This is a genomic window from Ignavibacteriales bacterium (assembly GCA_015709675.1).
Lineage (GTDB): Bacteria > Bacteroidota > Ignavibacteria > Ignavibacteriales > Ignavibacteriaceae > H2-BAC3.
In genome coordinates, this window is record CP054182.1 from 3743742 (window position 1) to 3765660 (window position 21919).

The 21919-nt window shown below is 42.8% G+C and carries 15 protein-coding genes; 3 read left to right on the forward strand and 12 right to left on the reverse strand.

The features are described 5' to 3' along the window. Positions 1–387 carry a TerB family tellurite resistance protein gene (locus HRU80_14745; protein ID QOJ30058.1) on the reverse strand — a complete coding sequence of 129 codons (387 nt, stop codon included), beginning with the start codon at positions 385–387 and terminating at the stop codon, positions 1–3. Between the two features lie 260 nt (positions 388–647). Between HRU80_14745 and HRU80_14750 the strand changes: the two genes are divergently transcribed. After that, a complete protein-coding gene (locus HRU80_14750) occupies positions 648–1787 on the forward strand; it encodes an aminotransferase class V-fold PLP-dependent enzyme (protein ID QOJ30059.1) in 1140 nt (379 codons plus the stop codon). A gap of 5 nt (positions 1788–1792) precedes the next feature. Beyond that, on the forward strand, positions 1793–2155 hold the full coding sequence (locus HRU80_14755; protein ID QOJ30060.1) for a response regulator: 363 nt from the start codon (positions 1793–1795) through the stop codon (positions 2153–2155). Positions 2156–2169: 14 nt separating this feature from the next. Here HRU80_14755 and HRU80_14760 read toward each other — a convergent pair whose 3' ends face one another. The 10 genes from HRU80_14760 to rsmI all read right to left on the reverse strand — a co-directional run bounded on the left by HRU80_14760 (position 2170) and on the right by rsmI (position 20009). After that, positions 2170–2910 carry an ABC transporter permease gene (locus HRU80_14760; protein ID QOJ30570.1) on the reverse strand — a complete coding sequence of 247 codons (741 nt, stop codon included), beginning with the start codon at positions 2908–2910 and terminating at the stop codon, positions 2170–2172. A gap of 172 nt (positions 2911–3082) precedes the next feature. Beyond that, a complete protein-coding gene (locus HRU80_14765; protein QOJ30061.1) occupies positions 3083–4897 on the reverse strand; it encodes a right-handed parallel beta-helix repeat-containing protein in 1815 nt (604 codons plus the stop codon). A 410-nt stretch (positions 4898–5307) separates the two neighbouring features. After that, positions 5308–6738, reverse strand: a complete 1431-nt coding sequence (locus HRU80_14770; GenBank protein ID QOJ30062.1) for an ATP-binding protein — start codon at positions 6736–6738, stop codon at positions 5308–5310. A gap of 412 nt (positions 6739–7150) precedes the next feature. Then, complete coding sequence (locus tag HRU80_14775; GenBank protein QOJ30063.1) at positions 7151–10390, reverse strand: type I restriction endonuclease subunit R; 3240 nt, start codon at positions 10388–10390, stop codon at positions 7151–7153. A gap of 175 nt (positions 10391–10565) precedes the next feature. Further along, positions 10566–13118 carry a TIR domain-containing protein gene (locus HRU80_14780; GenBank protein ID QOJ30064.1) on the reverse strand — a complete coding sequence of 851 codons (2553 nt, stop codon included), beginning with the start codon at positions 13116–13118 and terminating at the stop codon, positions 10566–10568. Between the two features lie 5 nt (positions 13119–13123). Continuing rightward, complete coding sequence (locus HRU80_14785; GenBank protein ID QOJ30065.1) at positions 13124–14257, reverse strand: restriction endonuclease subunit S; 1134 nt, start codon at positions 14255–14257, stop codon at positions 13124–13126. A 54-nt stretch (positions 14258–14311) separates the two neighbouring features. Then, positions 14312–14749: a hypothetical protein gene (locus HRU80_14790; protein ID QOJ30066.1), complete on the reverse strand. Its 438-nt coding sequence runs from the start codon at positions 14747–14749 to the stop codon at positions 14312–14314. Positions 14750–14897: 148 nt separating this feature from the next. Next, positions 14898–16493, reverse strand: a complete 1596-nt coding sequence (locus HRU80_14795) for an SAM-dependent DNA methyltransferase (GenBank protein ID QOJ30067.1) — start codon at positions 16491–16493, stop codon at positions 14898–14900. 320 nt (positions 16494–16813) lie between these two features. After that, entirely contained in the window at positions 16814–19321 is a 2508-nt protein-coding gene (locus HRU80_14800; GenBank protein QOJ30068.1) for an AAA family ATPase, read from the reverse strand. Then, positions 19299–20009: a 16S rRNA (cytidine(1402)-2'-O)-methyltransferase gene (gene rsmI / locus HRU80_14805; protein ID QOJ30571.1), complete on the reverse strand. Its 711-nt coding sequence runs from the start codon at positions 20007–20009 to the stop codon at positions 19299–19301. Before rsmI ends, HRU80_14800 begins: the two co-directional genes overlap by 23 nt. Before the next feature lie 51 nt (positions 20010–20060). Between rsmI and HRU80_14810 the strand changes: the two genes are divergently transcribed. Beyond that, on the forward strand, positions 20061–21266 hold the full coding sequence (locus HRU80_14810; protein QOJ30069.1) for a hypothetical protein: 1206 nt from the start codon (positions 20061–20063) through the stop codon (positions 21264–21266). 25 nt (positions 21267–21291) lie between these two features. Here HRU80_14810 and HRU80_14815 read toward each other — a convergent pair whose 3' ends face one another. Next, positions 21292–21909: a YdeI/OmpD-associated family protein gene (locus HRU80_14815; GenBank protein QOJ30070.1), complete on the reverse strand. Its 618-nt coding sequence runs from the start codon at positions 21907–21909 to the stop codon at positions 21292–21294. Between the last annotated feature and the right edge of the window lie 10 nt (positions 21910–21919).

Consider the following 21919-nt stretch of genomic DNA (forward strand, 5'->3'; position numbering starts at 1 on the left):
TTAAAGTTTTACATCAAGACCCCAGGCATTGCTGAGGGTATTAATCAGATTTTTTTCTGCTTCGATAAAGTCATCATCGGCGTTAGCAATGGCAACAAGATCCTTCAGGAATGATTCCTTAAGATTAACATCCTCCACCTCATAATGGATTTTACCGGCTATCATCTGTACCATTTCCACACGGCTGTCTGCCGTGTCATTATACCATCTCATGGTTTCCTCAAGAAAACGGTCAAATTCTGCCTCTGAAAAACCTTCCGCGTATTTCCTCAGTTGCTTCAGAATAGCATTCAGTTCCTTTTCAGATAGTTCGGAATCCGTTAAATGGGCGAATGCCAGAAACAGATATCCGATATTTTTGAGATTTTTCCTCTCTTGTAAATTCATGTACTCCTACTCCTACAATACACTGACCGCCGGATACATTCCGGAAACAGTCTTTTGAACAGATTGAAAATTAATCAAATTTTCTGAAACAAACGTATCCCAATTTCACAAATCAAATGCCGGTCAAAAAAAGAAAGCGGTTACGTCACAAAGTGAAAAAACGGTTTTCCTGTAAGGGTAAAAAACAGGGTAAAGCCGGTAATCTCTGGTAAATTTCCCTCTTCTGTTTATATTCACCGGACAGTTTTAACTCTTTATACATGCAAAACCCTGATACTTTAGAAATTTTCCGGAAATATTTCCCCTATCTGCAGAGCGGAAAAATCTATTTTAACCACGCTTCGATCAGTCCCCTTTCCACCGAGGTTACCGACCGTGTGGAAGATTACCTTAAAATGAGAAGCGTAACAGATATAGAAAATTACGAGCAGGTGATGCAGACCACCGCAGCAGTTAAGGAAAATATCGCGTCACTGGTACATACCACCCCCGACCGGATAGCGTTTGTGGATAATACCTCGAACGGGCTTAATATCCTGGCTCAGGGTATTCAGTGGAAAAACGGTGACCGGATTATCCTTAACGATATCGAATTCCCCTCAAATGTCTATCCCTTCATGAACCTCAGGAGCCAGGGGGTTGAAGTTGATTTCGTAAAATCAAAAGACGGCGTTGTATCAGCAGAGGATATTATCAGCAGCATAACACCAAAAACCCGGCTGGTCTCCATCAGCTATGTTCAGTTCCTGAGCGGGTACCGGGCTGATCTGGCGATGATAGGCGACTATTGCTCCCGCAACAACATCATCTTCTGCGTGGACGGCATACAGGGGGTCGGGGCGCTTCAGCTGGACGTACATGCCTGCCATATTGACTTTCTGGCCTGCGGTACCCAGAAATGGATGATGGGACTCATGGGGCTGGCTTTTGTGTATATATCCGACCGACTGCAGGAAACGCTTCAGCCGAAATATGTGGGATGGATGTCCGTTGAAAATACCTGGGAGCTGCTGAACTACGATTTCGTCCTGAAGAAAACTGCGGATGCCTTCCAGAACGGATCATTCAGCGTTATTGGCGTGGCAGGACTTTCCGGAGCTCTTTCCCTTTTTGAGCAGGCTGGACATAAGTACATCGAGGAAAAAATTCTTGCCAATACCGCGTATTTCACTGAACAGCTTACCGGCTTAGGTTACAAACTCCCAGCGGCCTCCTTTCCTGACAAACACCGCTCCGGAATTGTAAGCTTCAAAACGGATAAAGCCAAACTGATTTTCACTGAACTTAAAAAAGAAGATATTGTCTGCTCCCTCCGGGAGGGGATGATCCGCTTTTCCCCCCATTTTTACAACACCCGTGAGGAAATTGACCGGGTCACTGACATCATAAAAAAAATCTGATATATATGAAAAAGATTCTGATTGTTGAAAACGATATATCAAACGCGGAAGTGCTGAAGTGGTTCCTCAAGGGTTCATACGAACTGACTATCGTTCATGACGGTGAAACCGCCATTCAGACTGCAGCAGAAAATTTTTATTCGGCGGTACTGATGGATATCAATCTGGGAGGGGGGCTGAACGGTCTTGAAACCGCGCAGCAGATACGGTCACTTTCCGGATATGAAGCTGTTCCCGTTATAGCCACCACAGCATTTGCCATGCCCAACGAAAAAGAACAATTTCTTAGCGGAGGGTGCACCCATTTTATCGGAAAGCCGATAGACAAACAAAAGCTGCTGGAATTATTAAACGAAACCGCAGTGTAAGTTATATATATCGGTCAGAATATCAGCATCCAGAGGACGTAGTCCAGAATAAGAATCAGCGCTGCGGAAAGCACAAATGAACGGATGGTTGCAAGGCCTACCCCTTCTGCACCGCCGTCCGTCCTCAGTCCGATGTGGCATCCGATCAGAGATGTGACCCCGCCAAAAAATACCGTCTTGATTAACCCCGACATAAAATCGTACATACTAAAATAACGCTTGACCGAGGTAAAGAAGACTGCAGGGGATACACCGAGGAAGTAGTCTGCCACAAAATAGGCGCCCACCACTGCTATCACATTCGCGAATATTGCAATAAGAGGCATCATTATAACAGAGGCAACAAACCGGGGCATAGCAAGATACCGGACCGGACTGATGGCCATGGTTTCAAGAGCGTCAATCTGTTCGGTTACTTTCATAGTACCAAGTTCCGCCGCAATGGATGCACCAACACGGCCGGCAATGATAATTCCCGTGAGTACCGGAGCAAGCTCCGTGATAATAGCTCGGCTGGTCGCACCGCCGAGGAATGAGATAGGTGCAATTCCCTTAAGCTGATACGCCGCCTGCCAGGCAGCAACCGCCCCGGTAAAAACCGCAATAATCAGCACCAGAGGCAGGGAGTTCACTCCGATATGTTCCATCTGGTAGATAACAAGTTTTCTGCTCCTCGGGATATGGATAAAACTCCTGAAGATGCCGAACAATAACTGAAACACCTGACCAATCTCTGAAAAGAGGTTGATCGTGATCGATCCGGTTCTGGTAAAAAATCGGGTTAACAACTTCTTCCTTGTTTAACAATTCACAGTGCAAAAGTAGCACATTTATATTAAATAGAGATTACCAGACCGCCCCGGAAATCAAAGATTTCCGGGGCTCTGGCTTAAATTCGGAACGGGGTGGTTCCTCCGGATTATCTGATTATCTCAGATAGACCATTTTCTGAACTCCGCGGAAACTGCCGGCGGTCAGTTCACAGAAATAAACTCCGGTCGGAAGCCCGAACTGCGCCGGATTAAAAGGAACGGTATATACACCGGCTTCCATCACACCCTGCTGCAGCTCCGCTGCAAGTTCACCTGAAACCGTAAAGAATTTCAGGGTAACCCGGGCTCTCTCTCCAAGTTCAAACCGTATCTGTGTCTCAGGATTAAACGGATTCGGATAATTCCCGTGCAGTGCAAACCCGCCGGTCTGCAGAGTGAACTCTGCTTCAGTTTCTTTCAGCAAATTGACCGTTCCGTCCAGATCAACCTGCCGGAGAAAAATTGCATATGTGCCTGACTGAACAAGCGGCAGGGTTGCCTCATAATTCCGGGTTTCTGTGGAAGTGCCGGCACCTTCAATAAAAATACGTGTTTCCTCCCCGCCTCTGATTGTTGCCAGCAGTTCAAATCCCCGGTTATTGGTTTCCGTTGCCGTTGACCAGATGACACGGAGTCCTGATGCGGTTTTTGTATATCCGAAAGAAACCAGCTCAACCGGTATGGTTGAAGGATCATAAAACGGCATGAAGAATACTGAACCATGATTAGCATTGTCAGTTTTATGATAAATATGGCTGTCAATAGCCGCGGAGTCGTAAACTCCCCAGTCATTGTTCTGCGCCATAATATCATTTGTGCAGTTATTGAACAGGTCAAAGGTTCCGGTCGGCTGAATATTATTATATATATAATTTCTTCCGTCATCGGTAGTATCAGCGTTTGTCAGATTGCCCAGGTTCGGCGAAGGGCCTGCCTGAACCGTGGTACCGTTCTGAATGGTTATACCCCACCAGTTTCCGTAAATGGTATTCTTCGTAATAACCGGCGTATTAAGCGTGGTTCCGTTTACATTGATGCCGCTGCCGGAAACGTTTACATCCGGATTGATCTTATTGTTATATATCGTATTGTTTCTGACCAGGGCGTTTATCGCTCCGCCGCTGGTTGCATACAGAGTGATGCCAAAACTGTTGTTAAATATCGTGTTGTTTTCAATTACGGCATTTGAAAACGCTCCGGATCCGCTTACCCATAAACTGATACCGCCGGTGCGGATGCTCCAGCCGCCTGAAATCGTGTTGCCTGTTATCACGGGGGAATTATTCCCCTGCAGACCAATGCTCACCTGATTCTTAGCGGATGTGTTCTGGGTATTATTGTCTTTAATGATATTATTGAGTATCTGCGGACTTGAGGTAAGCGTCATAATAATGCCATACTCAAAACTGCGTTCAATCCGGTTGCCGGAAACAATTGAGTTTGCACCGGTAAAACGTACACCAACTCTGTTTTTATATAAAGTTGAGTTATAAAGATTTGGCGATGCATTAATAGCACGGAAGCCGTTTGTTGCAAACATGATATTTGCATAATGTACTTCGCATGCAGTATCAACCGCGGTGTCGTTGAACAGAAGCCCGACCCAGGCGCCGAGTGAGTCTTCCGTTTGTGAGCGAAGATATACTGAGTCACTAACCGTGCCCAGAACTTTAAGAGTACCGTTTACTTCAAAACCTGCTGTTGTTGCGGTAAAAGTCACTTTAGTTCCGGGAAGCACCATCACCCGGTCATTTGCTGCTATGATTACATTTGCAGAAACCGTATAATCAGGAAATGTGCCGGTTACCACCGATGGGGCATATTGTTTTAAGCTGTCCAGATTCCAGTTAACGCCGGTATTCGGTGTGGTATATTGCGCAGAGAGTTTTACTGCTGCTAGTATCAGAATGAATAGTAATTTTTTTATCATGTTTATATCCTGTAGTGAGTGATAATTTCTTTTCTGAAGTTTATGCTTTAAAATACAAATAAAACCGCTTCTTCACATCCATTTCTGAGAAAGAACGGCTCTGATTACTATGCCCGCGCAAAAAGACAGCGCACAAAAAAAGCTGTATAATTAATACAATTCATGTTGAAATAAGGGGGTAAGAGAGCCCAATTCCCCCTTATTTTTACATTTTTGTCAAAATAAGCCCCATGGCATGGGTCTTATTTTGACATTTTTAGCAGATTAAGGGGGAAATCTGAGATTTTTTACCCTTATTTTGCATGATTTCGGTGCCGCAAAGCTCGCACAAAGAAGCCAAGTCTCAAAGAGTTTGTCTCCATTCGTGTAATTTGTGACGCGCAGTCTGTGTAATCCTGTTATCCGATTATTTAGCTGTCAACACCGGCAGCATACGCATAAAGTGATGCAGGAAGGAAATTGAGTTCAATCCCGTCATGAACAATCTGAGTCTGCTTATCTATGGTGGTTATGGTTGCCGCAGAGAGTTTGTTTTGACTGCAGAATGAAAGGAGACTCTTCAACTCATGCGGTTTTTCAACATAACGGTTGCTCCATTTAATCTCAAGAGCCCATTCCGGCTTCAGTTTTCCTGCATGAAGCTGAACCATATCAACCTCACCCTCTTTTCTTCCGGTTTTCCATTTTGCATAATGGAGACGGCTGTGCCCCCGGTGCATCCACTGGGAGTAAATAGCAGTTTCAACCATACTCCCCGACTCATCATCAGATGCTGCAACAGGTGCAAAAAGAGCTGTGCGAAGCGATGAATTGGTTAAATATACCTTAAATCCGGTAATCCGCTTAAAGTAACGGGCATTCTCATCAACCTTTGTTACCACATTTATTAAAAATGCAGCTTCAAGATATTCTATATATCTTTTTATCACCTCGGTTTTCAGACCGCTGTCCTTTGCTATGGTCTGGGGCGAAAATTCCTTTCCGGTATTGTAAGCAAGATAGGTAAAGAACCGGTTTAACTCCTGAACATCCCTGATGCCATATATACCGGGCAGGTCCCGCAGGAGCACCTTGTCAATGATATCGTTTTTAATGTATTCCGGCAAATCATTGCGTACGGTTGTATCAAAGAGAATCTCAGGATACCCGCCATAGTTTATATATCTGAAGAACTGCTCATTGAGTGCCTTTATATCAAAGCTCTTATAAAAGGGAATCTTTTTCCCTTCAGAGAGGATCTCCGTTGGCTGCACCAGATGTTCCATATCTCTCAGGTAGAGAAACTCCTGAAAGGTAAGTGGAGGCAGGATGAAATCATGAAAACGCCCTGCTCCGCTTTCCGTGCTTCGTAAACGTAATGCAGCAGCAGCCGATCCGGATACCACGAACTTCGTTTTGGGATATCTGTCAGTCAGCACTTTCAGATGACGCTCCCAGTCTTTCAGATACTGAATCTCATCAAAAAATACATAATTGCCTTCCATCCGCTCTCTGCCGGAGGCCTTTACCGCCAGATGCAGAAGTTCTTCAAGACCCATATTGATGTAAAGCGGGTTATCAATCCCAACAAAAAAAATGGAATCCGGCGCAGCGTTTTTCTTTATCAATTCCTGGATGGCATGATACAGCATCACGGTTTTGCCAACGCGGCGCGGCCCCATAAGCAGAATAGTTCTCCTCAGCGAAATATCCTTAATCTGCGGAAAGATCAGATCAAAGTAGAGCCGTCTTTTCATTCTGTTCAGAGAGTCATCAATGGATTTTGACTTCCACCAGGGGTTTTCAGATACCAGCCGCTCTATGATCTTTTCTGTCGGAATAGTATAAGAATTTGCTGTCATTTGGGTTTATTCTGTCATTTTTGTTAAAATAAGACCCTAATATACAGCCTTATTTTGACATTTTTAGCAGATTAAGGGGGAAACCTGAGATTTTTCACCCATATTTTACATGATTTGAGAATGTAATAGATCCAGAAAAGACCGCGCAAAGACGCCAGGCCGCAAAGAGTTTGGGAATAATATGGTAATTCGGTGCAAAATAAGCCTATAAAAACTATAAAAATCCCCTTATTCTTACATTTTTGTCAAAATAAGCCCCCAGACAAGGGTCTTATTTTGACATTTTTGACAGATTAAGGGGAAAACGAGAAAAAATATCGCTTATTTTTACATATTTAACCGGATACCAAAACCCGCGCAAGGCCACAATGTTTCCGCGAAATCCTTTAATCCGTTTGATCCGTGATCATTGTTACGCTGCTATGCTGTCAGCCAGAAGTTCCGCCTGTTTAAGGACGGTTTCAATTGCCTGTTTTTGTTTGTCAGGAGGGTAGCCATATTTAGTGAGGGTGCGCCTGACCAGAACCATTAGTTTAGCCCGCGCGCTTTCACGGATGGTCCAGTCAATGGTGGCATTAGCGCGGACTTTGTCGGCAATCTCCCTTGCAATAATTTTTAAGGTCTCATCTCCCAGCACCTGAACTGCACTGTCATTCACTTCAAGCGCATTATAAAATGCCACTTCATCAGTATTCAGCCCGAGGCGTTCCCCTTCTTTGTCATCTTCCTTAATCTGCTTTGCAATACGGATCAGTTCTTCGATAATCTCTGCCGTGGTGAGCAGATTATTCTGATATTTCTTAATTGCAGTCTCAAGCATCTCAAGCAGTTTTTTACTTTTAACCAGATTAGTTTTCGACCTGATTTTAAGTTCGTCATTAAGAATTTTTTTCAGGAGTTCTATAGCCAGATTCTTATGCTGCATTCCCACAACTTCTTCAAGAAATTCATCTGAAAGAATTTCAAGACCTGATATATCCGGTTTATCAATTCCGGCAGCATCAAAGATATCAACCACGGTATCACTGCTGAGGGCTTCATCAACAATCTGCCGGATGGCGGTTTCAATCTGCAGACTGGATTTACCTCCTGCAGCCGGAGCATCAAACTTTGCCAGCCGTGCTTTAACCGCCTGAAAAAATGCGGCTTCGGCTAAAAACGGCTGCACTTCTTCTCTGGTGATACATAAGGAAAGAGACAGACTCATCATCGTTACCTCACGGATGAACCGCTCCTTGCCATCCTTGAGCCCGAGTATATGTTCCTCCGCCTGAAGAACTATGGAAAGTTTTTCCTGCGGCTCTGCGTCAAAAAATCTGCGGTAATTAAACCCCGCACTTGCGGGATAATATGCTTCAGGTTCTTCAACCAGTATATCCTCTTTGGTTGCACTTGATTCATTAAACATCTGCCGTATTACTTCAATCTTTTCCCTGAAGACCTCATACGCCCGCTGGATGTTTTCTGCCGGGTCTCCTTTGCCTCCGGCCTCACCGTAAAAGGAGAGTGCTTTTTTAAGGTCAATGGCAATACCGAGATAGTCAACAATCAGACCGCCAGGTTTATCCTTAAAGACCCTATTCACCCGTGCAATTGCCTGCATCAGGTTATGCCCCCGCATCGGTTTGTCTATATACATGGTGTTCAGGCAGGGGGCATCAAAACCGGTCAGCCACATATCACGCACAATCACCAGCTTCATTTCATCAGCGGGGTCTTTCATTCGTTCTGATAAATCCCGCCTCTGCTGTTTGGTGGTATGATGCTTTGCTATCTCCGGACCATCAGAACTGCTCGCGGTCATTACTACCTTAATTACACCGCGGTTCAGGTCATCATGGTGCCACCCTGGTCTGAGGGCGATGATTTCATTATATATATCAACCGCAATCCGGCGGCTCATGGCTACAATCATTCCTTTGCCGTCAAAGACCTGCTGCCGTTTTTCAAAGTGGGTTACAATATCCCGCGCAAGATTTTTTACCCGCTCGCTGTGCCCCACAATTGCCTCAAGTTTTGTCCACTTTGCTTTGGCGCGCTGACGGTTGGTTACTTCTTCATCCTGCTCAAGTTCTTTGTCAAACTCCTCAATCAGCCGTTTTCCCTCATCATCAAGATTAACTTTTGCCAGTCGGCTTTCATAAAATATACGAACCGTTGCTCCGTCATCAACGGCGTCTTTAATATCGTAGCGGTCTATATAACTGCCGAACACCTGCGGAGTGTTTACATCAGTCCCCTCAATGGGTGTGCCTGTAAAGCCGATATAAGTTGCCTCCGGAAGTGCATCCCGCATATATTTTGCAAAGCCGTATGCAATCTGCTTGCCGATAACTTCTTTGCTTTGGCTGTCTTTGGTATTAATCAGTTTTGCTTCAAAGCCATATTGCGTGCGGTGAGCTTCATCAGCTATTACCACAATATTCCTGCGGTCTGAAAGCTGCGGAAATCTGAGCCGGGAAGAATCATCAGGAAGAAATTTCTGAATGGTGGTAAACACAATACCGCCGCTTGCAACTTTAAGCAGTTCTTTCAGGTGGTCTCTGCTCTCTGCCTGCACAGGTTCCTGCCTGAGCAACTGCACCGAAGCAGCAAAGGTATCAAACAACTGATCATCAAGATCATTGCGGTCGGTTATTACCACAATGGTTGGGTTTCGCATCTCCGGGGAAGTAATCAGTTTGCCGGAGTAAAAAACCATACTCAGACTTTTGCCTGAGCCCTGTGTGTGCCATACCACTCCGCCCCGTTTGTCACCCCGTTCACCTGAGGCACCGATGGTTGAGATGACTGCCTTGTTCACTGCATAATACTGATGATACGCGGCAAGTTTTTTTTGTGTCTGAATCTGTATCAGCCCGGTGGCAGAATCTTCCCGCTTTGATTTTTCAAAGACGATAAAATTACGCACAAGGTCTAGCAGGGTAGCGGGTTTAAGCATTCCCTTAAAAAGTGTTTCAATCTGCGGCTTAAACCGTGAGGCCTCCTTAACACCGTCAACGGTTTTCCAGGTCATGTAACGGCTCATGTCTGCGGAAACACTCCCCGCTCTGCATTCAAGTCCGTCTGATATTACACAAACTGCATTATAAATAAACAAGCCGGGGATTGCAGATTTATAGGTCTGTATCTGCTGAAATGCACTTTGTATATCAGCATTTTCATCAGCAGCGTTTTTCAGTTCGATAACCACCAGAGGAAGACCGTTTACAAAGAGGAGTATATCAGGTCTCTTATGCTGGTTGTTTTCCATGATGGTATATTGGTTTACCGCAAGGAACTGGTTTGCTCCGGGATTCCTAAAATCAATAAGCGCAACCTCATAACTCCGCTCATAACCGTTTTGCTGATAAGGTATCTTCACCTTTTCAACCAGCATACGGTGGAACTCTTCATTGTTATGCAGTAGATCGGGAGAACTGATACGCAGAACCTTTTGCACAGCAGCTTCCTGAGCATTTACCGGAATATCAGGATTTATCCGCGCTACTGCCTCCCTGAGCCGGTTCACTAACACTATTTCGCTGAAACTTTCCCGTTCACAAAACAAACCTTCCGGAGAAATATCCTTACCGGGAACATAGCCCCACCCCAGCTCCTGCAATATCTCAATTGCTGAGTGTTCTATGATATTTTCGGTGATGGGTTTCATTTTATTTCCGTATAAAAAATATCTGCCACTTACTACGTATTAAAACATAAAGCCGGATTTTGTTCGAATCTCTCAATCAATAGGTATTAGCTATTCTTTTGCCAATAGAATGTATTTTACATTATTAAACTATAATTCTAAGCGTACAAATTTCAGATTAATTTCAAATTATATTTTATTTGGGTGAAATTCCTAATAGGTGACTGTACTTCTGCTTGTCCTGAAATGTAACTTCATGTAACGAAACATAATTTATATAAATATGACGTAGAATTTTTTTAGACATCTCAGATGTACCCTTTCCATTCATAAATTTCTTAATATCCCTTTCGCTAATAAATTTTCCATATTTCAACGTTGAGCCTAAGTAAACAAGTTCGGCTATGGGGGTATCAATTTCTTCAGAAATTTCAAGGATGATCTTAATTAGTTTCTTTGATCCTAATGCAGATATTATATGATCGATATAACTTAAAACAATATAGAAATTGAGATTCCAGAATATTCTTTTAGCAAAATCCAATATTTTATCATGATCTAATGAGGAGTGTTTATCAGCCAAGGAAGAAGAAATACGCACCGATAGGTAATCAATTATATTCGATTGCGATTCAGGTTCTTTAATCAACTCGAATAGCGATCTTAAAATTCTAAGGTAAACAGATAAAGCTTCTTTATAAATTTCTTTTATCCAATTTCTTTCTAATGAACCCGCTCTATTCTTCAAAATAAGCCCCATCACCTCAACAGACTTTATACTTCTTCTTAGCTCATCATTAAAATTACTAATTTCCACTTCTAAATTATCAGTATCAGAATATTCACCATCTTCATTTATTATTCTTTCTTCTTCAGAGTCCTTAACTTCCAATATTTTCTTTCTATTCGTATCAGGTTCCGAAAATAGCCTTTCCTTATTGTCTCTGATTAAACCATTGAATTCACGGTCAAACGAACCAAAATCTTCTCTTTTTAGGGTTGCCAATTCATATTTCATAAATAAAGATTTAGCATTATTCAGCAACTCTTTTAATAATGCCTCGTTTTTTGTGTGATGACTAATAAATATAGCAATATAGGCTGATTCGTTGTTGTTTAAGTTTGTAATAATATCCTTAATAACTTCTTTACACTCGGATAAATGTTCCGCAAGATATTTTCCGATAAAATAATACTGAATGTATCTATAAGTAAATGAAATGTTTCCAAAACTATCCTCGCACAATATACGAGACGAGTACAAGTTTCTCATTAATTCTCGATATTCTATATGGAGGTTAAATTTCACTTTGTATTCATTAAAAAACTCTCCCAACTCATCCTCGGTACATTTTGTTAACCTATTTTTATAAAGGAAATAGGAGAATTCGGTAAGCAAATTTAAATAAGTATCAATATTCTCACTTAGCACATTACCATGCAGTGCCAAATAGATTAAAGCCTGATAACAATTACCTTGGGATGTTATTTCTTGATCTAACGGTTTTTCAATTGACAGGGATATATTGGCTATTGAGAGAATAAAAAATGGATAGGCGGGCATAATTCCATTATCAATAATCTTTCCTAATGCACTATCTATTTTCTCAGTAAGTTCGTCGAGAATTTCGTACCTTTCCCTCGTTTCGTGATTTTCAGAACCAACATAGCCATTACGCGAAATCAATTTCTGAATTAGTTCATCTCGTAGCGAAGCCTTAAATTCCCTAATTTTAAACGATCTGTAGGGAGATTTACCAATAACAAATGTTTTGTTGAACTTAAAAATATCATCGACAATTAATATTTGATTTTGATAATCTTGCAATTCGTTCATATATTTTTTTGAATCAGCAAAAATATGGAAATCGTCAACAATAATCACCAATCTACTCTCCGGTATTATTGTCAAATCAAAATTTTCATATTGCTCTAACAAAGCTCTTTTAATATTTGACTGTAGTGATCCCTTAAATTTTTTTCGTTCGCCAACAATAAAAATCGGGAAATACTTTTTTTCAAATAGTTTAACAAACAGAACTTTTGCAAAAGTTGATTTCCCTGATTGGCTTTCCCCCGCTATTATTGATCTGTTGTATTCATTGAAATGATTAATAATTACCTCAGAAGAAATATTTTTTAATCTATCATATTGGTCATTGTATTCATTTAGCTCAGGATATACAAATATATCATCAATTTTTGAGTCTCCGTATGCAGAAGATTTACTAATTAAAAATCCAACCTCAGTTAATTTACTTAAGAATTCTTGTTTTATTTTTATTGAGCATAGCTTCTTGCGGTCCTCAATCAAGTTTTTTATTTTTTCATAAACATCCATCCATCCTGCATCGTCTGGAGAAAATTCACAAACAGGTTTTCCATCTTTAGGAATTGCTAATGTTTTTCTAAAGTACTCATCATCTTGCCATGCACAATTTGTAAGAATAATTGGAACTACTTTTATTCCTGTTTGTATTTCTAATTCCATTCCTATATTTTTCTCTTCGTTACAAGTATTTGATGCTAAATATTCCTTTGAAACAAGACAACATAATATATCTGCGGTGTTTATGTTTTCTTTAATTACATTAATAAATATTTCGCCAGCCTTTATTTGTCTATCGCACCATACCTCAACATTCTGACTTTTTTCTAATTGCTTTAAGTGCAACAGAAATTCATCTAAATAATTGTCATTTGCGTGCGAATAACTGATAAAAATTTTTATCTTTGAATTCGTTTCCATGTTCTTTACTTCCTACTATAAAGATTGTTTTCTAACCTCACCTCCCCACTCATCAACTTTGGCAGTAAAGTGTCTCTAAGTTGAGTGAGGGTGTTGATTTGTTGATTATTTGAATCGATTTTCGAAAAGATATTTACACATTGTAATTCAAATTTTTCCCTCAAAGATGAATCACCTATATTAATATCTATCAATTTTAGATCTGTTTGCGTAACGAGTGGTTGGGTACTACCAGCATTTATATTTTCGAAGTCAAAATCTTTCAATGCAAAATATATTGGGTAAAAGTATTCTGGTTTCAATGGTTTTATTATAAGAACATTATCAGAGATCCAAACCTGACCCTGAGATATTTTGACTTCACCTAAGGTACCTACTCTTCCAGTTATAATTAGTTTTCCTTCGGTTAGAAAATTATTCGTCCTACCAATTTCCCCATTGGCACCAATTACCGGGTAGGTCCCATTTTGAATAAGTTGATCTCTTTTCAAACCTTTACCAGTAGAAACTTTTGCAAGATCTCCAAGAATACTTGGTTTGCTATCCTCTTCCACAAACCACTGCCGGAAGAGGGTTTCGGCTATTTGCTCAAGGGTTTTGTTCTGGCGGTGCAGCAGGTCTATTTTGTTGTCTAAGCTGCTGAGTACTTCGGCAATGGCGGTTTGTTCGGAATAATTTGGTGTTGGAATTTCAAAATCTAATATTTGCTCAGGACTTAAATTTGGTTGGCCACTCCCAGATCCTGCATTGAATAAAGCATCTTGATATTTGTCTGAGGTTAATACATAGAAAAGATAATCAATGTTTAAATTTATCTCATCACAAATGAATTTACCAACACGTTGATTTAACAAAGCATATTCATCATTTTTGAGATTTATCCGACCTACTCTTCCAACACTTCCTTGTCCTGTCATAGCAATAAGTACATCATTATCTTCAAGCAGAAATTTAGAAATTCTATCAGTAATAATTTCTTTTGGTAAATAATTCACACTTGATTCAATTGATACACGTTTATTTTGAATGTTTCCAATTTTTATTAATGGAACGCCTTCAATGACATAATCTGCACTTTTAAATGCAAATCCCGACAAAAATGAACATCCTATATGCTTAAGTTTTTTTTCCTTAAACATACGCATCAATTAATTTTATTAAATCTGTATACAATAAAATCGGATTGCTATTCATTAGTCAAGATCTTTTAACATTTTTTCAAACTCTTCATCTGTTTCCTGTCCGGGCCATTTGCCAAAAATGTCATCAATCGGGTTTGGCTTTTTACCCTCTCTGAGCTGGCGGAGTATTTGGTGCTTCATCGTTAAGTTCTCGGGTACTGCGGAAAAAAACTTTGAGGACTTATCCTCAACACCAAAATTCTCCATTTTTACATACGATAAATTGCCACCTGGCGTAAAATAAGCGACACCGATAATTATTAATACCTCACCAAAAAATTCCTTCATCTCCTGAAACTTTGATTCAGAAACTTTTACAACAATCCTTTTATTTTCTGTTGTTCTAAGGATAAGTTCTCCGCGTGAGAATTTCATTTCATCAAGTAAGCCGGCAACCAAAGTTCTTTCAGGTGCAGGTCTGGTTTTGTTAGTTTTTTCGATTCGCTCCATCACTCTTTCTGAAACTCCACTCCTTAATTAAATACTGTTATTTATTATATCATCCGCAATTTGTGCAACAACCTGTTGCACAAATACAGTGGTAGTTTTAGAACAAATAATTTGGGCAGCAGCCTGCTGCCTAATTACCATATCAGGTTCATTTTGCGACAGATTCAATGGTTATTCTTTTCAGATTATTCATTATTCTCTTATTCAGCTCTGCCTCCTCAGCCATCTGTTTTTCGAGTTCGTCTTTCAGTGAGGTAAACCGTTCGGCAAAGTTAAAGTCATCTTCCTCATCAGCCAGACCGACATATCTGCCGGGGGTCAGGGCATAGTTCAGGACTTTTACTTCTTCCGGCTTTGCGCTTTTGCAGAAGCCCTGCACATCCTGATAGCCGGCATCATCAGTACCTCGCCAGGCGTGATAGGTTCCGGCAATTCTGGAGATATCATCATCGGTTAATATCCTGTTTTTCCGGTTGATGAGCACTCCCAGATTGCGCGCGTCTATAAAAAGTATTTCACCTTTTCTGCCTCCGTTTTTGCCGGTTTCTTTACGGCTTAAAAACCAGAGACAGGCGGGTATCTGAGTATTCAAAAAAAGTTTGGTCGGCAGGTTCACAATACATTCAACCAGCCCGGCATCCACTAATGCTCTCCTGATTACATCTTCACCGCTGCTATTACTGGTAAGCGAGCCCTTGGAAAGGACAAACCCTGCCCTGCCGTTTGGCGCAAGGTGATAAAGAAAATGCTGTATCCATGCATAGTTTGCGTTACCTGCCGGAGGAGTGCCGTGAACCCAGCGGGCATCTTTTTGCAGAAGCTCTCCGCTCCAGTCGCTGTCATTAAACGGGGGGTTGGCTATAATGTAGTCAGCTTTCAAATCCTTATGGGCATTGTTCAGAAAACTTCCCTCGTTATTCCATTTTACATTGCTGCTGTCAATCCCCCTGATGGCAAGGTTCATCTTTGCCAGGCGCCAGGTGGTCTGATTGCTTTCCTGCCCGTAAATGGAGATATGGTCGGAGGGGTTAAGTGAAAGTTTTTTAGCCCCTTTCTTTTTGTAATGATCCTGATGTGCTTTAATGAATTTTTCACTCTGCACAAACATACCGCCGCTGCCGCAGCAGGGGTCAAATACTCTCCCCTCGAAGGGTTCAAGCATTTCTACTAAAAGTTTTACAACACTTTCAGGAGTATAAAACTGTCCCCCTTTTTTTCCTTCTGCAAGAGCGAACTCTCCGAGGAAATATTCATATACCTTACCGAGCAGGTCCTTGCTTTGTGCTTCCCTGGTGCCGAGTGTGGCAGTGCTGATAAGGTCAATCAGCCCGCCCACGCTGGCTTTATCTAATTTTTCCTGAGCAAAAACTTTTGGGAGAACTCCTTTAAGTGAAGTGTTATCCTTTTCGATGGCATCCATTGCATCGTCAATATCCTTGCCTATGGTTGGGAGTTTTGCCCGCCCCTGCAGCCATGACCAGCGTGCCGAGGGGGGCACATAAAATACTTTTTCGGCTATATACTCATTCCGGTCTTCCGGGTTTGCCCCTTCGAACTCTCCCTTGCCTTCAACCAGTTTGGTGTGAAGCTCCTCGAAGGCATCGGAGATATATTTCAGAAAGATAAGCCCCATCACCACATGCTTATATTCGGCAGCATCCATATTTTTACGGAGCTTGTCGGCTGCTTTCCAGAGGCGTTTTTCTAATGGTTCTTCAGTGATTTCTTTTGCTTTTTTTGCCATTGAGGAATTTGGATGAATTGATTACGATGGATTTCCGCCGGGGGATAACAGGCAGGGCACAAGAAGAAGGATTGCCTGGGGTAAGGCAGCGGTTCGGTCTGAATTTCTGAGCTCTCCTGACAAAAAGTTTTCTCCGCTAATGAGGTGCCCGGTTTATGAAAATGATGACAGCCGGCGTTTAAACGAACTGTTACGGCAAAGTTATTGATTTATGAGGACTTTTGCAAAGCAATTTGAAAACGTTCGCACTCCCGCGCAAAGCCGCAAGGCCGCAAAGAAATTCGTGATTATTCGTGCAATTTGCGGCTAAAATTCCGCGATCATTTCTTCTTAACCGGTTTCTTTTTTACCGGTGCTGCGGGCTCTTCTTTCTTTGGCGGATGAGGGTGCTTTTTATGATCATCTCTTCTGAACGGATTTTTACCGAGTTCATAAAAATGTTTCAAGCGGTCTTCCACCCGAGCATAGATAGTGTTCGGTTCATGAAGTCCGTTTTTAAGAAGTCCGCCTGCTTTTATTCCTGTCAGAATTTCGAGCCCCTCCTCAATGGTCTTCATCGGATATATATGGAACTGCTTTTTCTTTACCGCTTCCACGATATCATCACGCAGCATCAGATCGCGTATATTCTGCTCCGGTATCAGCACCCCCTGCTCTTTGGTGAGTCCGCGGGAATTGCAGAGATCAAAGAATCCTTCGATCTTTTGATTTACACCGCCGATTGCCTGTATCTCCCCCTTCTGATTAACAGAGCCGGTTACGGCTATGGACTGATTAAGAGGAATCTGAGAAAGCGCAGAGATCAGGACGAATAACTCCGCCGCTGATGCACTGTCGCCGTCAATCATTCCGTAGGATTGTTCAAACACCAGTGTTGCGGCAAAGGAAAGAGGCATGCGCTGACCGAACTTCTCCCTGAAAAATCCGGCGATGATGAGTACTCCTTTATCGTGAGACTTTCCGCTCAGTCCTGCTTCCCGCTCCACATTCACAATAGCGCCGTTGCCGATGGATACACTTGAGCTCAGACGCACCGGTTTGCCAAAGGAGAAGACTTCATTGCCGTAAACCGCCAGGCCGTTTATCTGCCCCACTTTTTCTCCCGAGGTTGAAATCAGGATAATGCCCTCCTGTATATACTCTGCCATCTTCTCTTCATACAGCGCGTGACGGGCACGGGCAAACTCATAAGCCTTCTTCACATACTTAGCGCTTACCACCCGGCTTTTTCCCTCACGGGCCCAGTAGTCTGCCTCCCGGGCAAAGTCGGAAAGTATTGAAAACCTGCTGGTCAGCTTTTCTTTTTTGCCTGCGGTCTGCGCGGCAAGTTCAAGCAGATAGGCAATGGCTGATTTGTCAAACTCTAAAAGATTCTCCTCCTTTACCAGCCGCTTGATAACCCGTGCGTATTCTATCATCACCTCGCCGGTTTTATCCACTTCATAGTCAAACTCGGCTTTCACCTTAAAGGTTTTTTTGAATCCGTCTTCCATCTCGGAAAGCAGGGAGTATATATACGAACTTCCTATCAGAATCACTTTGGCATCAATATCAATCGGTTCCGGCTTCAGAATGGAAGGGGCAAGCTGAAAATAATTATAGGAATCCTGGATTTCCATTTTTCTGTACGTCAGAATCCTCTTCAGATTGCGCCATACGCCAGGTTCTTCAAACAGGTGATGGACATTTATGACGATAAATCCTCCGTTTGCTTTAAGCAGCGAACCGGCTTTGATGCGGGTGAAGTCAGCATACCACCCTCCTCTGCCGTCCGGGGTTTTTTCGATGCTTCCAAACAGGTTCGTATAGGTTGGATTAATCTCAACAATAATGGGACTGGTTTTCTGCTGGCTGTTATCAAGAATAATGTTTACCTGATAGTCGCGGAAATAATCTTCTGCCGCTATTTCAGGCTGCTGTTCCTGTTCAGGGCGGTGTCCCTTGAATATATGCAGATTCGCAAGGATGGAATCCTGCACTTCTTCAAGATAACTGAGGAAAACCTGATTGGTATATTTTTCCTTTAGTGTTCCGATTGCGGCGGTAACAAGGGAACCGATTTCATTGCGCTCCAGTTCGCCCACGGTTTTGCGCAGTTCCTGATTCAGTTTCATTCCCTTCTTAAAAACTTCAATCAGCTCCTGCTGAAAAACATCATACTTCACCCCTATTTCATTCGCGGCATCACGGGTCATCTTTCCCTCCTGCACCAGCTGGTCAAGCTGAAAGATGGTAACAGGCTGCTCGTTTATAATCGGCATAATTTCAGGCCGCGGGGTTCCCTCCACCTGTATATGTCCCAGAGTAAAATTATCGTTCTTCAGCTTGCCTTCAAACTGATTCACGATATCATTTTCCATCCGTGTATATTTCTGAATCAGTTCATTGCGCTTGGCAGTATATGCCTCACTTTCAAGTAGCTGCGGAATTCTTTCCTGCAGGAATGCAATCAGCGCTTCCATGTGAGAGCGGAATTCCTTTGCCCTGCCCGGTTCAAATACCAGAAGCCGGGGGGAGTCGGGATCATTAAAATTATTTACATACGCATAATCTTTTACGCCTGAAGTATCAGGATCCATGGCTTCAAGAATCTTTTTTACCGTGGAAGCCTTGCCTGTTCCTGATAAGCCGGCTATATAGATATTATAACCGGGGCTTTTCATCTTCACTCCAAGCTGAAGCGCCGCCAGGGCTTTTTCCTGCCCCACTATTCCTTCTACCGGTTCAAGGTCTGATGTTGTGGTAAAATTAAATATCCTCGGATTGCATTTCCATCTGAGGTGTATATGTTTTAATCCGGCTGGTTTAGCGGCCTTTACTAATTTCATATTCTTCTCTCTGAATTCTTCTGTTATCGATAAGGAGAACAAACTCACCTTTAAGAGCATCCCTCTGCGCGGATGCGGTCATTTCCTTAAGCGGCATCCGTATATACCGCTCCCCCTGCTTGCTTATTTCATACGCCAGTACTCCGCTGATCTCACCTCCGAAGACCTCACTGCAGTCTCTCAGCAGACTCTGCAGGCGGTAGGGGGTATCAAGCAGTACAATTACTTCCCTGATTTTTTTGAGCCGGAGGAGTTCATTTTTTCTTATTTCCTTTTTAGGGGAAAGCCATCCGAAATAATAAAACTTCTCAGCGTGAAGACCGGAGGCAGAAAGCGCCGGCATCAGAGAACTGGCACCGGGGAGCGCGGTTATCTGAATTCCGGCAGCAAGGGCCTGGGAAAGGAGATGATGCCCCGGGTCAGAGAACAGCGGGGTTCCGCAGTCTGATATCAGCGCTATGTTTTTCCCCTCGCGAAGCAGGGTGATAAGATGGGGCGTCTCCTCCCGTTCATTATGTTCATTGATGGAAAGGAGTTCTTTTTTAATTTCGTAATGGGCAAGCAGTCTGACTGCTTCTTTATATTCTTCACAGACAATTCTGTCCGCGGCCTTTAGTACGGAGAGTGCCCGGAGGGTTATATCCTCATAATTTCCGATTGGTACCGGCACCAGATAAAGTGTTCCTATGGTTTTTCTCCTATATTTCAGACTGAATTTTCAATTTATTTCCTGATTTATTTGTCTCTTTGTCACTCATATACAAAAGAAGAGCTGAGGGGAAACCCCGTTCTTTTGCATAATGCATGCTCTGATTCACCGGCGGCAACAGCATCACCGGATTTCAGAAAATTATACGAGCATGCAATTTTTTCAGGAACATCTCAAATATACCTATTAATTGCTGTCATTGTTCTGCTCTGCACCGGAGAAATTTCATCCCAGAGAAATTATTTTTATACAAATAAACCCTACGGCAGTGAAGCGCTGTTTAATCCGGTCTCATTCATTTTTAACGGCGGATATGACGTGGCACAGCTGCAGCTTGTCTCAAACCGGATTCAGGACCATAATTACCGGGAGATGTGGAAGACCGTGATCGGCAATCTTGGCCACCCAATCAAATCGATTGAGGTGTATGGCTGGAACAGGTTTCTGCGCACTGAATTTCTCCCGATCAGTTTTACCAAAAACAATATGCAGTGGATTCCCAACTATCAGCAGCACCTGATAGGCGGGGGGATGATGTACACGGCTATGGCAGAATGGTACAGGGAGCAGGGGGTCCCCTGGCCGAAAACTTTTTCCTTTGTCACGGTTATGTCTCAGCATCTGCTGAATGAAGTGATCGAAACCGGTCCGGCTGAGGGCTACAGTGTGGATGAAGTTTCTGATATATATATCTTTGATCTTGGCGGTATTCTGCTCTTCAGTTTTGATTCAGTGAATGAATTCTTCGCGGATGAACTGAATCTGTCCGACTGGTCGCTTCAGGCCTCAGTCACCCTGCCAAACGGACGGGTAAATGCCGGCCAGTATTTTTCCGTGAAGTGGGAGTTTCCCTTCTGGCAGAATCACGCGCTTTTCTACCGCTATGGCATGGGAGCTCTGTTCGGCATTTCAGAAAAACTGAATGAGGAAGAATGGCTTTCTTATGGAATCGGCTTTAAAACCAAACACCTGGTTGATCTGGAAACCGAATTTAAGCAGCGAACAATAGAAACAGGATGGCATGCCGGAATTTTCTGGGACAGAAACAACTCCCTTCTCGCCTCGTTAGTGTTCAGCGGGGTGAAAGAATATTTCGTAATGGCCGATGTTTATCCTGGCATTCTCAAAACAGGAAACTTTTCCCCCGGTGTCTGGGCAATAGCCGGCCGAGATGGAACTTTCCTTTTTGGGCTGACCACAAAATACCTGATAGGCGCAGGGGCAGAGTTCAGATAAGTTTCAACAGTAACGTAAACCGCACTCACTTCTTTTCATATTTCCAGTTGCGCCCTTTCCCCTCGGCAATCCACCCGACTGCTGTTTCAAGACGCTTCAGCCTGGTTGCATCGGTTTTTGCCTCAGTGAGCCACATGATATACTCCTTGCGGAAACTGTACGATGCGGCTTCAAATACTTTCCAGGCGGTTTTGTTCTTCATGAGCGCTTTTTCAAACCAGTCCGGGGTTTCAAGTTTCTTCCTCGGAGCAGCAGGTTTCTTTCTGACAATCTTTACCCCTTCATCATGCAGACGCATAGCTTCATGTATATACCAGGTGAGAACTTTTTCTGACGGCAGGTCTTTCAAAGTGCGAATCTGACCGAGCAGCCCCATACCTCCGGATTCTTCTTTTTTGAATATCGCGTGTTTGTCATCCATTGAGCCGCCAAGCCGGAATCCAAACGAACAGTGTTCTTTAAAAGAAGCCATGTGGCAGAGAATTCCTCCGTTATAATCAAACACCGGGAAACTCCATTTGATGCTTTCAACAGCATCAGGACATGCCCTGTGTACAATTTTCCTGATCTGTTTCAGTATGGGTTTCGCGAAGGGAGCCGATTTCTCTATATACTCATCAACACGTGTATTTTTTAATGCCATATATACCTCA

Excerpts from the sequence above, each read along its gene's own strand:
- HRU80_14745 (QOJ30058.1), bottom strand. The coding sequence starts at position 387 with ATGAATTTACAAGAGAGGAAAAATCTCAAAAATATCGGATATCTGTTT.
- HRU80_14750 (QOJ30059.1), top strand. The coding sequence starts at position 648 with ATGCAAAACCCTGATACTTTAGAAATTTTCCGGAAATATTTCCCCTAT.
- HRU80_14755 (QOJ30060.1), top strand. The coding sequence starts at position 1,793 with ATGAAAAAGATTCTGATTGTTGAAAACGATATATCAAACGCGGAAGTG.
- HRU80_14765 (QOJ30061.1), bottom strand. The coding sequence starts at position 4,897 with ATGATAAAAAAATTACTATTCATTCTGATACTAGCAGCAGTAAAACTC.
- HRU80_14770 (QOJ30062.1), bottom strand. The coding sequence starts at position 6,738 with ATGACAGCAAATTCTTATACTATTCCGACAGAAAAGATCATAGAGCGG.
- HRU80_14775 (QOJ30063.1), bottom strand. The coding sequence starts at position 10,390 with ATGAAACCCATCACCGAAAATATCATAGAACACTCAGCAATTGAGATA.
- HRU80_14780 (QOJ30064.1), bottom strand. The coding sequence starts at position 13,118 with ATGGAAACGAATTCAAAGATAAAAATTTTTATCAGTTATTCGCACGCA.
- HRU80_14785 (QOJ30065.1), bottom strand. The coding sequence starts at position 14,257 with ATGTTTAAGGAAAAAAAACTTAAGCATATAGGATGTTCATTTTTGTCG.
- HRU80_14790 (QOJ30066.1), bottom strand. The coding sequence starts at position 14,749 with ATGGAGCGAATCGAAAAAACTAACAAAACCAGACCTGCACCTGAAAGA.
- HRU80_14795 (QOJ30067.1), bottom strand. The coding sequence starts at position 16,493 with ATGGCAAAAAAAGCAAAAGAAATCACTGAAGAACCATTAGAAAAACGC.
- HRU80_14800 (QOJ30068.1), bottom strand. The coding sequence starts at position 19,321 with ATGAAATTAGTAAAGGCCGCTAAACCAGCCGGATTAAAACATATACAC.
- HRU80_14815 (QOJ30070.1), bottom strand. The coding sequence starts at position 21,909 with ATGGCATTAAAAAATACACGTGTTGATGAGTATATAGAGAAATCGGCT.